The sequence below is a fragment of the Microbacterium trichothecenolyticum genome (genome assembly GCF_030818955.1).
Lineage (GTDB): Bacteria > Actinomycetota > Actinomycetes > Actinomycetales > Microbacteriaceae > Microbacterium > Microbacterium trichothecenolyticum_B.
Genome location: NZ_JAUTBF010000001.1, coordinates 984,139 through 995,185, shown reverse-complemented (window position 1 = coordinate 995,185; position 11,047 = coordinate 984,139). Strand labels below are relative to the sequence as shown.

Here is an 11,047-nt window from a genome sequence, read left to right as displayed (position 1 = left end):
GGGTCCGCATCAGGACGCGGCCTTCTCCGCCGCGGCACCGACGAGGCCGATGTACTCGTCGCCGTAGGTCGTGCCGATGTTCAGCGGCGTCGGGGTGATGGCCGAGGACAGCGTCGATCCGCTCTCGATCACGGCGATCGCGCCGTTCGCCACGGCGGGGACCTTCGACAGGAGCGGGTCGGCCTGCATCGCGGCGATCATGCCGTCGGCGCCGTAGGCCACCATCACCTGGACGTCGGTGAAGTTCTCGATCTGCTCGGTGGAGGGGGTGAACCAGAAGGTGTCCGACGCGGCCGACTGCGAGGCGACGTAGGACGACGGGGCGAGCCCGAGCTCCTCGAGGTAGCCCATGCGCGGGTCGAGCGTGTTGTAGAAGCCGAGCGTCGACAGGTTGGTCGGGTCGTAGTAGGTGAGGAGCGACTTCTTGCCGGCGATGGCGGGGTACTTCGCCGCCTCGTCCGTGATGTGCTTCTCCTTGTCGGCGACGAGCGCCTCTGCCTCGTCCTTGAGGCCGAGCGCGGTGCCGTCGAGGACGGTCATGTCCTGCCAGGTGGTGCCCCAGGCGACGTTCTGGAACGTCACGACCGGCGCGATCTTGCTGAGCGTGTCGTACTGCTCCTGCGTCATGCCGGAGTACGCGGCGAGGATGACATCGGGCTGCGCGTCGGCGATCGCCTCGTAGTCGTAGCCGTTGCTCTCGTCCATGAGCACGGGGGTCTCGGCGCCGAGCTCGGCGAGCTTGTCCTTCGTCCAGGGGAGCAGGCCGTCGCCGTCTTCGTCGCCGTAGATCACCTTGGGCATGGCGACCGGGACGACGCCGAGTGCGAGAGCGACGTCTTGGTTGCCCCAGTCGACCGTGACGACGCGCTCAGGTTTGGCGGAGATGGTCGTCTCGCCGAAGACGTTTGTCAGGGTCACGGGGAAAGCGCCGTCGGCCCCGGTGGATCCCTCCGACGCGCCGGATTCGGTGGTCGAGCTGCCGGCGCAGCCGGTGAGGACAAGGGCGGAACCGACGGCGAGGGCCGCCAGAGCGCGGAATCGGGACACGAAGAGCCTCCTGCGTGTTAGGTAAGGATTGGCTTAGTTTAGGTCAGCACTCGGGTGAGAGCGCAAACAGGGACCCCGAGAACCCGGGTGATCGTCTCGGCGTCGAGGTAACGGCATCCCGGGTGTTCGCGCCCTCGCTGTCGGCGGGCATGCAGGGGCGCCTCTTATACTGGGTGGCTGGCCATGTCGGCCGCTCTCCATCCCCGACTGAACGGACGTTCGCTGTGCTCGCCGTGCACGACCTCGAGATCCGCGTGGGTGCCCGCGTGCTCATGTCCGACGTGTCGTTTCGCGTCTCCGACGGCGACAAGATCGGCCTCGTCGGGCGAAACGGTGCGGGCAAGACCACGCTGACCAAGGTGCTCGCCGGCGACCTGCTGCCCGCGAACGGCGGCGTCGACCGCTCGGGCGAGCTCGGCTACCTGCCGCAGGACCCCCGCTCGGGGGACCCCGAGATGCTCGCGCGTACGCGCATCCTCGACGCCCGCGGTCTCGGTTCGCTCGCTCTCGGCATGCACGAGGCGTCGATGGCCATGGCGGACGACGACCCGGCGGTCGCCGCGAAGGCGATGAAGAAGTACGGCAATCTCACCGAGCGCTTCGAGGCGGCGGGCGGCTATGCGGCGGAGGCCGAGGCGGCATCCATCGCCCACAACCTGTCGCTGCCCGACCGTATCCTCGACCAGCCGCTGAAGACCCTCTCGGGCGGTCAGCGCCGGCGCATCGAGCTCGCGCGCATCCTGTTCTCGGACGCGCAGACGATGATCCTCGACGAGCCGACCAACCACCTCGACGCCGACAGTGTCGTATGGCTGCGCGAGTTCCTCAAGGGGTACAAGGGCGGGCTCATCGTGATCTCGCACGACGTGGAGCTCGTCGGCGAGACGGTCAACCGCGTCTTCTACCTGGATGCCAACCGCCAGGTCATCGACGTCTACAACATGAACTGGAAGAACTACCTGCGCCAGCGCGTGGCCGACGAGGAGCGCCGCAAGAAGGAGCGCGTCAACGTCGAGAAGAAGGCCACGGCCCTGCAACTGCAGGCCGCGCGCTTCGGCGCGAAGGCGTCGAAGGCCGCCGCCGCGCACCAGATGGTCGCCCGCGCCGAGAAGATGCTGTCGGGCCTGGACGACGTGCGTCAGGACGAGCGGGTCGCCAAGCTCCGCTTCCCCAAGCCCGCACCGTGCGGCAAGACCCCGCTCATGGCATCCGGTCTGTCGAAGTCGTACGGGTCGCTGGAGATCTTCACCGACGTCGACCTCGCGATCGACCGCGGCTCGCGCGTCGTCATCCTGGGCCTGAACGGTGCGGGCAAGACGACGCTGCTGCGCATCCTCGCCGGCGTCGACAAGCCCGACACCGGGCAGCTCGAGCCCGGTCACGGCCTGAAGATCGGCTACTACGCGCAGGAGCACGAGAACCTCGACGTCAACCGCTCGGTGCTGGAGAACATGATGTCGTCGGCGCCGCACATCACGGCGACCGAGGCGCGCAAGGTGCTGGGGTCGTTCCTCTTCGTCGGGGACGACGTGCTCAAGCCCGCGGGTGTGCTCTCGGGCGGCGAGAAGACGCGTCTGTCGCTCGCGACGCTCGTGGTGTCGTCGGCCAACATGCTGCTGCTCGACGAGCCGACGAACAACCTCGACCCCGCCTCCCGCGAGGAGATCCTCGGCGCGCTCGCGCACTACGAGGGCGCCGTCGTGCTCGTCTCGCACGACGAGGGCGCCGTCGAGGCGCTGAACCCCGAGCGTGTGCTCATCCTCCCCGACGGCGTGGAAGACATCTGGGGCCGCGACTACGCGGACCTGATCACCCTGGCGTAGGGGCCGGCGACCTCAGCCCAACGCCACCCGCTTCCGGTGTTCGGTGAAGGCTCGAATGCGATCCTCGTCGGGCTCCACGCCGAAGCCGGGAGCGGTCGGGATCGCGATGTACCCGTCCTCGTCGAGAGTGATCGGCTCGGTGATGTCTTCGCGGTAGAAGCGGTCGGATGCCGAGATGTCGCCCGTGAGCGTGAAGCCGGGCAGGCCCGCCAGGGCGGCGTTGGCCGCTCTCCCGATGCCCGTCTCGAGCATGCCGCCGCACCAGACGGGAATCCCGTGCGCACGGGCCACATCGTGCACGCGGCGTGCCTCGACGTAACCGCCGACGCGGCCGGGTTTGACGTTGACGACCGAGGTGGCGCCGAGCGCGATGGCATCCGCCGCCGACTCGGCCGACACGATCGACTCGTCCAGGCACACAGGGGTGCGCAGTTCGCGGGCCAGCACGGCGTGCTGGCGCAGATCCTCATCGCCGAGCGGCTGCTCGATGAGGAGCAGCTCGAAGGGGTCGAGCCGGCGCAGATGCGCGGCGTCGCCCAATCGGTAGGCGGTGTTGGCGTCGACCTGGAGCGGAATGTCGCCGAAGCGTTCGCGGACGGCGCGGACGGGCTCGACGTCCCACCCCGGCTCGATCTTCAGCTTCACGCGGCGATACCCCTGGTCGAGGTACCCGCCGACCGCGTCGAGCAGCGCGGGGATCGACTCGTGGATGCCGACACTCACCCCCGACGGCACGCGCACGGCATCCACTCCCAGCCATGACGCGAACGAGCGGCCGCTCGCGCGGAGCTGGGCGTCGATCACCGCCATCTCGACCGCGGCCTTGGCCATGCGGTTGCCGCGGACGTGCTCGAAGAGCCCCGCGACGTTCTCGGCGGTGACCTCGTGCCCTTCGGTCTGCGCGGTCACGATGGCCGGGGCGAGTTCCGTGGCGATGACATGGCGGGCGCCCTCGAGGAACTCGGACGAGTAGACCGGTCGGGGCAGCGCAACGCATTCGCCCCACCCGACGACGGTGCGGTCGCCGACAGCGGCTTCGACGCGGACGAGCAGGGGAGTGCGTTCGGTCTGCACGCCGAAGGACGTGCGGAAGGGACTCACCAGCGGCAGGCGCAGGGTGAGCAGGTCGAGAGAGAGAAGGTGCATGGAGTTGTCCTCGGGAGGTGGTCGATGGGGCGCGCTCGCGCGGTCAGTCTTTGCGCAGGATGTAACCGGCGCTGCGCAGGAAGCCGTCTATGCGCCACCCGTGAGCGAGTGCCGTGGTGAGCACCTCGCGTAGGGCGAGGCGCCACCGGTGCGCGCGGCGCGGGTCGACGAGGCGGAGTGCCTCGATGTCGGCCGGGACATGGACGACCCGCTCGCCACGACGGGGGAGAGGCGTCACGACGGGCAGGCCGTCGACGTCGTCGAGGGCGGCGGGTGCGGCGGCGACGGTGGCGGGGACGGCAGCCGGTGCCGCGGTCAGCTCCCACTTCACTCCGAGTCGGTCGCTCGGTTCGCCGAGGTTCACGGCATCCTGCATCGGACCGTAGAGATCGGGCAGGTACGCGACGCCCTGCGCGCCCAGCCGCGTGAGGTTGAAGTGGGCGTTGCGGCGTACCAGCGGGTCGAACGTCCAGGTGATGGCGCTGACTTCGCGCTCCCGTGCCCAGTCGCGCTGCTGCAGCTTCAGCGCGTATCCGATGCCACGGCCGGAGGTGCCGGGGCGGGTGGCGGCCACGTGCGAGTGCAGGCGTGTCGGATCGTCGGCGTGGAGGAAGCCGGCGCAGACTCCCGCGATGCCGTCGGCGTCTTCGGCGATCGCGACGTGGTTGCCCGTGTGGGCGAGGGCGACGAGGAGCCCGACGCTGGCGATGCGATTGTCGGGCCCCCACACGTCGTTGACGAGATTCATCGCGGCGCGGGCCCCCGCGGCATCGGTCACCGGGCGTACCCGCACGGCGGCGCGTTCCGCCGCCGCGGCAGACGACGGCACCGACCCCGGGGTGGACACCAGGGCGGTCACAGCACGCTCTCGATGAAGGCGCGCGTGCGCTCGTGCTGCGGCGCGCCGATGACCTGGGCGGGCGCACCCGCCTCGACCACGACTCCGCCGTCCATGAACACCACGGTGTCGGCGACCTCTCGCGCGAAGCCGATCTCATGGGTGACGACGATCATGGTCATGCCCTCGTTCGCCAGGTCGCGCATGACGGCGAGCACGTCTCCGACGAGTTCGGGGTCCAGTGCCGAGGTCGGCTCGTCGAACAGCATCAGCTGCGGATGCATCGCCAGTGCGCGCGCGATCGCGACGCGCTGCTGCTGGCCGCCCGACAGCTGCGCGGGATAGTGCCCGGCGTAATCGGCCAACCCCACCCGGTCGAGGAGCTCGCGCGCCTCGGCCTCGGCAGCGGCTCGACGTGCTCCGGCGACGCGCAGGGGCGCCTCGATGATGTTCTCGAGGGCCGTCATGTGCGCGAACAGATGGAAGCGCTGGAAGACCATGCCGATGTTGCGCCGCTGCGCGGCGACCTCGCGCGGGCGCATCTCCCGCAGACCGCCGCGGTGCTCGCGGTAGCCGATGAGGTCGCCGTCGACGAGGATGCGCCCGCCGTCGATCGACTCCAGATGATTGATGCAGCGCAGGAACGTCGACTTGCCCGAGCCCGACGGGCCCAGAAGGCACGCGACGCTGCCGCGATCGACCTGCAGGTCGATGCCGCGCAGCACGTGATGCGTGCCGAAGCTCTTGCGGACGTTGCGCGCGTCGACGAGGGGGACGGTGGCGGTCATGGGGTGTTCTCCTTCGTCGAGCGCGGGGAGGGCTGGTCGGCCGGCTGGCCGGCCGACGCGTCGGCGGGCGACGGGGGCGACAAGCGGACGGCCGCCGTGAGCGGCCCCGTCGTCGGGGGCACCGCGTCATCGGCATCCGTCCCCCGTGCGCGCTGTGCGCGCGCCACGATGCGGTCGAAGAGCGCGAACGCCTTCTGCCGGGGCGTCGGGGCGAGGGTGCGGCCGATCCCGCGGCCGAACCGGCGCTCGAGGTAGTACTGCGGGATCGACAGGACCGAGGTGAGGATGAGGTACCAGACGGCGACGACGACGAGCAGCTCGACCTGACGCAGGTTCTGCGCCGAGATGTCGGTGGCGCGGGTGTACAGCTCCTGCACCGCGATGAGTTCGAGCAGGGCGCTGTTCTTCAGCATCGAGATGGTCTCGTTGCCCATCGGCGGGATGATCACGCGCATCGCCTGCGGCAGCACGATCCGCCGGAGGGTGGTCGCCTCGCTCATGCCGAGCGACAGCGCCGCCTCGCGGTTGCCCTTGTCGACGGACAGGAGACCTGCCCGCACGATCTCGGAGGCGTAGGCGGCCTCGTTGAGCCCCAGCGCAAGGACACCGGCGACGAACGGGGTGATGACGGTGCTCGTCGGGGCGGAGAAGAGCACGATGTCGGTGAAGGGGATGCCGATCATCACGTTCTCGAACAGCAGGCCGAGGTATCCCCAGAACACGATCTGCACGAGCAGCGGCGTGCCGCGGAAGAACCAGGTGTACAGCCACGAGAAGGTGCGCAGCACCGGGTTCGTCGACAGGCGGGTGACGGCGAGAACCACCGCCAGGACGATCGCGAGGAACATCGAGACCGCGGTGATGACGACGGTGGTGACGACGCCCTCCAGGATGGGCGGGGCCAGCAGGTACTTCTCGATGACGTCGTGCTGGATGTTGTCGTTGTTCCACACGGCCGCGGCGAACGCGCCGAAGATGAGGACGACGATCGCCGCCGCGACCCAGCGCAGCGGATGCCGCACCGGGGTCGCGACGACGTCGTCGACGGACGCGGCGCCGGACGCCGTCGTCGTCGACGAGGGGGTCACTTGGTCGCGCCGTTGACGGTGGCGCTGGGCACGCCGTAGTCGGACAGGTCGTACTTGGCGAGCAGTTCCGCGTAGGTCCCGTCATCCATCACGGCCTGCAGGGCCGCCTCCAACGCCTTGGTCAGGTCGGCGTTCTCCTTCAGCACGCCGATACCGGTGTAGGCGACGCCGTAGCCGGCGGGGTTGGCCGGGTCGTGCACGACCTCGAAGTCCTTGCCGTCACCGCTGGTCTGGGCGGTGTAGGCGGCGGGCGCGGCGTCGAAGACGTCGGCGACGGCCTGACCCGACTTCACCGCGAGGATGGCGTCGTTCTCGGTCGGCAGTTCGATCGAGGTGATGCTGCCGCTCGCGCACTTCGCCGATTCGGATGCCACGAACTCGGCCTGGGTGGTTCCCTTGGCGACAGCGACGCTCTTTCCGCACAGGTCGCTCATCGACGTGATGCCCGCGGGGTTGCCCTTCTCGACGAGGATCGCGAGTCCCGCCTGGAAGTAGTCGGTGAAGTCGAGCACCTCTTCGCGCTTGGCCGTGTCGTTCATGCCGAACATGATGATGTCGTGCTTCTTGGACTGCAGTGACGGGATGATGCTGGTGAAGTCCTGCACCTCGAAGGTGAACGGGACGCCGAGCTCGGCGGAGAGGGCCTGACCGAGGTCGTAGTCGAAGCCGCTCCACTCCCCGCTGTCACTGCGCATGACCATGGGCGCGTAGATGCCGCTGGCGACGTGGATGCCGTCCTTGAACGCGGCGGGGACCAGCGAGGCCAAGGGGGCGTCGGCGCTGGTGGTCGCGGTCGTCGTGGGGGCCGGGGAACTGCATCCCGACAGGCTCAGCAGGAGGACGCCGCCGGCGGCTACGACGGTCGTCAGTGCGGTGGTGCGATTCAGGGACACGGGGTTCTCGCTCTCGTTCTTCGGGTGGGGCGGGACGTCATCCACGCTAGAGAGCGGGATCCCCCGCAGTATTGTCCGTACGCACTACGATTGCGGGATGCCGTTGTCTGATCGTCTCAACGCCGACACCGGCCCGCAGACTCTCGCGGCGCTGCTGGGCCGCGTGGGACCCGCTCTGCTCCACCGGGTGGGAGCCGACGGTCCCGACCGACCGCGCAGCGTCGACGGTGCCGTGGCTGTGCGGGTCGTTCTCCACGACCCGCACGACCCCTTGCCCGAGGTGGCGGCCGCGATCCTGCTGGTGCCCGCTGTGAGCGTCGACGACGACCTCGAGCCCCTTCTCGCGCACGCGGCGTCTCGGGGGTGCCCGGCGGTCGGGGTGAAGCTGCGCGGCGGCGACCCCGAGCCGCTCGCGGCGCGAGCCACCCAGCACGGCATCGCGCTGCTGGCGGTCGACGACGCCGCCGCGTGGGAGCACGTCGTCTCGGTGCTGGAGTCGGCCCTCGGAGCGTCGACCTCCGGAGACGACCAACGAGGCGGCGACACGCTGTTCGCTCTCGCGCAGGCTGCTGCCACGAGCATCGGCGGCGCGGTCTCGATCGAGGACCTCGACCGCAGTGTCGTGGCGTATTCGACGGTCGAGGGCCAGCGACTGGACCGGCTCCGCGAAGAGGGCATCCTCGGCCGGCGGGTGCCCGACGTGGCGCACAATCTCGAGCGCTACCGGGCCGTTTTCGCATCGACGCGAATCGAGCGATTCCCGGCGGTGGGTGATGCGCTGCCACGAACGGCGTTGGCCGTCAGAGCGGGCACGCGGGCGCTCGGCTCGATCTGGGTGGTCGATCCGCCCGAGGGCGTGAGCGAGGCCGGGGAACGGACCCTGCACGAGGCCGCGAGTCTGGCCGCCATCCACATGCTGCGCCGTCGGACGAGCGACGAGGTGCGCCTGCATCTGCGTGCCGAGATCGTGGGGGGAGCGCTCGAGGGACGCTGGTCACCGCGCGAGACCCACCGGCGTCTGGCGCTCGCGCCGGGCGCGCACCTCGGGCTCGTGGCGTTCGCCACGCTCGGTGCGGGTGCCGAGTGGTTGACGATCCTGCCGTACCTCTCGCACGCGCTCTCGCGGTTCGTCGCGACGTTCCGTCCCGATGCCGGTGTCGTCGAGACGCCCTCGGCGGTCTACGTGCTGCTTCCCGAGGGTGGCGAGAACGCCGCCCTCCGCGTGGCGCAGCAGGGCATCGCGACTCTCGCGCGCGGGTTTCGCGACCAGGCGCGTGCGGCCGTCGCGGGCGCCCTCGGCGTCGACGATCTCGTCGCCGCCCGCCGGGAGGTCGACGACATCCTGCGAGAGGTGCTCGCCGACGAGGCGCTGCCGCGCGTCTGCCGCCTCGACGACGTGCGCGAACGCGTGCTCGTGGCGCGGGTCAGCGAAGAACTCTCGCGCGAAGAAAGACTGCGTTCGAGCGGGGTGGCGGCTCTGCTGCGCAGCGACCGGGAGCAGCGTACCGAGTACCGCGCGTCGCTTCTGGCCTGGTTCGAGGAACAGGCCGACGTGCGGGCGGCCGCGGCGAGACTCGGCGTGCATCCCAACACCCTGCGGTACCGGGTGCGGCGGGCGGCCGAGCAGTTCGACCTCGCGATCGAACACGGCCCGTCTCGTCTGGGCCTGTGGATGCAGCTGCGCGCGGCCGAGTGAGCGCCGACAGGATGCTGTCACCGAGACGCGCACGCCGAGGCGGGCGGTGTCACCGCGCGTCGAGCAGCGCGTCCTCGTCGTCGGCGTCCCGATCCTTCGGGCGCTTGCGCGCGCGGTGCAGGGCGACGGGATCGACCCGGCGGCGGCCCTCGTCGGGTCGCGCGGGAGGGGCGGTGATGCCGTGTGCGGCGTCGTGCTCGCCGTCGTCCTCGTGCTCGGCATCCTCTCGGCGGAGCTTGCGCTCGTTGACGATGACGTACACGAGGAAACCGAAACCCATGATGGCGAACAGGATCCACTGGATCGCGTACGACAGATACGGCCCGGGGTCATTGCTGGGCGGGTCGATGCTCTGCGGCACGTTCGCGGGTGCCGGGTCCTCCGACATGAGCAGCCCGTAGGCCCCGGGCTCGAGCGGTCCGGTCTGCTCGGCCACCAGGCCCAGGTTGATGGTGGGCACCTGGCCCGCTTCGGCGGTGCGACCCGACGTGGGTGCCGCCTCGCCCGGACGCAGGCGCACCTCGATGCTCACCTCGCCCGACGGGGGCGCGGGGATGTCGTCGGGCAGCGACTGGCTGTTGCCGGGCGGGAGCCAGCCGCGATCGATCAGGAGTGTACGGCCGTCGTCGGAACGGAACGGCACGAGCTGCTCATACGCCGCCGACCCGCCGTGCGCACGGTTGCGCACCAGGAGCTGTTCATCGGCGAGGTACTGCCCCCGCAGCCGGACGGGGCGCCATTCATCGGACGGCGTGAGCTCGGCCCCGGGTGCGAGCAGGTCGCCGAGGGCGACCGGCGGCGCGTCGTAGTTGTCGGCGACGAGCTGCAGCTGTTCGCTGCGCTCGGCGTTACGAGAGAACTGCCAGTTCGACAGGAACGCGCAGGCGATCGCGAACAGCACGGCGACGCCGACGTACATCGCCCATCGCACCGCGGGAGGGGCCGTGCGCGCAGTCATGAAAGTCTCCTGCCGAAGCGCCGCGGCTCGGCGCGCGCGAGGTTCACCGGGCGCAGCGGGTGTCGATCTCGTCGTGCGGCCACGTCATCCAGGGTACGTCGCCCGACGGCGGCGCACGTGCTCAGCCGGCTTCGCGTTCGAGGGTCGCCACCTCGACGGGGAAGTCCCGGGCCCTCAGGAACTCCCGCAGGTATCCCACGTGCGCGTCGCATGCGACCCAGGTCTTGCGTCGGTCGGCGGCGTGGATCCGGGGGTTGCGCCAGCGGATGGCCCAGGCGGCGGCATCGTGGCATCCGGCCCTCGAACACTCGGCGCGGTCGTCGCTCACGACCGGGCGTCGCGATCTTTCGCGCCCGGCGCGAGGCGCGGGCTCTCGGCGATGCGGATGACGAGCGGCTCCTCGGCGGCGGGCGTCGGCGAAGCGGCGGCCGGCGCGGTGATCGCCCGCTCGGGCGCCACGGCTGTCGTGGGCGGAGCATCTTGGCCGACGTTGGCGACGATGACGGCCAGATACGGGAGGAAGATCGCCCCGGCGGCGAACACGAAGGTGTACCAGCCGTAGGGGGTGACGACGGCCATCGCGATGAAGCAGGCGATGCGGATCCCCATCATCACCATGTATTTGGTGAAACGGGAATCGGCGTCGTCCCGGGGTGCCTTCGGGAGCGACGTCGCGGACTGGGCACGGGACGATGTCTTCACGGTGAGACCAGGGTACGCCCGTCGGGGCCGGGCGGGGCGACGCTCGCGCGGGTCTCCTCGACGTCGTG

Annotated in this window: 11 protein-coding genes; 2 read left to right on the top strand and 9 right to left on the bottom strand. The window is 70.2% G+C overall.

The window, feature by feature from the left end:
- Positions 1–9 precede the first annotated feature (9 nt).
- A complete protein-coding gene (locus QE412_RS04775) occupies positions 10–1,047 on the bottom strand; it encodes an iron-siderophore ABC transporter substrate-binding protein (protein ID WP_307480788.1) in 1,038 nt (345 codons plus the stop codon).
- A 224-nt stretch (positions 1,048–1,271) separates the two neighbouring features.
- Here QE412_RS04775 and QE412_RS04770 point away from each other — a divergent pair, with 224 nt between their 5' ends.
- Positions 1,272–2,870, top strand: a complete 1,599-nt coding sequence (locus tag QE412_RS04770) for an ABC-F family ATP-binding cassette domain-containing protein (RefSeq protein ID WP_307480785.1) — start codon at positions 1,272–1,274, stop codon at positions 2,868–2,870.
- Between the two features lie 12 nt (positions 2,871–2,882).
- Here the strand turns inward: QE412_RS04770 and menC are convergent, their stop codons facing one another.
- From menC to QE412_RS04745, 5 genes are read right to left on the bottom strand one after another with little or no spacing between them, the layout of a single operon-like run.
- Complete coding sequence (gene menC, locus QE412_RS04765) at positions 2,883–4,016, bottom strand: o-succinylbenzoate synthase (RefSeq protein WP_307480783.1); 1,134 nt, start codon at positions 4,014–4,016, stop codon at positions 2,883–2,885.
- Between the two features lie 43 nt (positions 4,017–4,059).
- The gene (locus QE412_RS04760) at positions 4,060–4,875 is read right to left on the bottom strand and encodes a hypothetical protein (RefSeq protein ID WP_307480781.1); all 816 of its coding nucleotides are present in this window, start codon (positions 4,873–4,875) and stop codon (positions 4,060–4,062) included.
- Positions 4,872–5,642 carry an amino acid ABC transporter ATP-binding protein gene (locus tag QE412_RS04755; protein ID WP_307480779.1) on the bottom strand — a complete coding sequence of 257 codons (771 nt, stop codon included), beginning with the start codon at positions 5,640–5,642 and terminating at the stop codon, positions 4,872–4,874. The genes QE412_RS04760 and QE412_RS04755 overlap by 4 nt, the downstream gene beginning before the upstream one ends.
- Positions 5,639–6,730 (bottom strand): amino acid ABC transporter permease, encoded by a 1,092-nt coding sequence (locus QE412_RS04750; protein ID WP_307480776.1) that lies wholly within the window; start codon positions 6,728–6,730, stop codon positions 5,639–5,641. Before QE412_RS04750 ends, QE412_RS04755 begins: the two co-directional genes overlap by 4 nt.
- Positions 6,727–7,668 (bottom strand): ABC transporter substrate-binding protein, encoded by a 942-nt coding sequence (locus QE412_RS04745; RefSeq protein ID WP_307480774.1) that lies wholly within the window; start codon positions 7,666–7,668, stop codon positions 6,727–6,729. Before QE412_RS04745 ends, QE412_RS04750 begins: the two co-directional genes overlap by 4 nt.
- Positions 7,669–7,720: 52 nt before the next feature.
- Between QE412_RS04745 and QE412_RS04740 the strand changes: the two genes are divergently transcribed.
- Positions 7,721–9,319, top strand: coding sequence for a PucR family transcriptional regulator (locus tag QE412_RS04740; protein ID WP_307480771.1), 1,599 nt, complete (start codon positions 7,721–7,723; stop codon positions 9,317–9,319).
- A gap of 49 nt (positions 9,320–9,368) precedes the next feature.
- Here QE412_RS04740 and QE412_RS04735 read toward each other — a convergent pair whose 3' ends face one another.
- The 3 genes from QE412_RS04735 to QE412_RS04725 all read right to left on the bottom strand — a co-directional run bounded on the left by QE412_RS04735 (position 9,369) and on the right by QE412_RS04725 (position 10,979).
- Positions 9,369–10,277, bottom strand: a complete 909-nt coding sequence (locus QE412_RS04735) for an SURF1 family cytochrome oxidase biogenesis protein (RefSeq protein WP_307480768.1) — start codon at positions 10,275–10,277, stop codon at positions 9,369–9,371.
- 121 nt (positions 10,278–10,398) lie between these two features.
- On the bottom strand, positions 10,399–10,605 hold the full coding sequence (locus QE412_RS04730; protein ID WP_307480765.1) for a hypothetical protein: 207 nt from the start codon (positions 10,603–10,605) through the stop codon (positions 10,399–10,401).
- Positions 10,602–10,979 carry a DUF3099 domain-containing protein gene (locus tag QE412_RS04725; protein ID WP_307480762.1) on the bottom strand — a complete coding sequence of 126 codons (378 nt, stop codon included), beginning with the start codon at positions 10,977–10,979 and terminating at the stop codon, positions 10,602–10,604. Before QE412_RS04725 ends, QE412_RS04730 begins: the two co-directional genes overlap by 4 nt.
- Positions 10,980–11,047: the final 68 nt, after the last annotated feature.

Bases quoted from the DNA above. Each gene is read 5' to 3' on its own strand.
- menC (WP_307480783.1), bottom strand. From the start codon at position 4,016: ATGCACCTTCTCTCTCTCGACCTGCTCACCCTGCGCCTGCCGCTGGTG.
- QE412_RS04755 (WP_307480779.1), bottom strand. From the start codon at position 5,642: ATGACCGCCACCGTCCCCCTCGTCGACGCGCGCAACGTCCGCAAGAGC.
- QE412_RS04740 (WP_307480771.1), top strand. From the start codon at position 7,721: ATGCCGTTGTCTGATCGTCTCAACGCCGACACCGGCCCGCAGACTCTC.
- QE412_RS04735 (WP_307480768.1), bottom strand. From the start codon at position 10,277: ATGACTGCGCGCACGGCCCCTCCCGCGGTGCGATGGGCGATGTACGTC.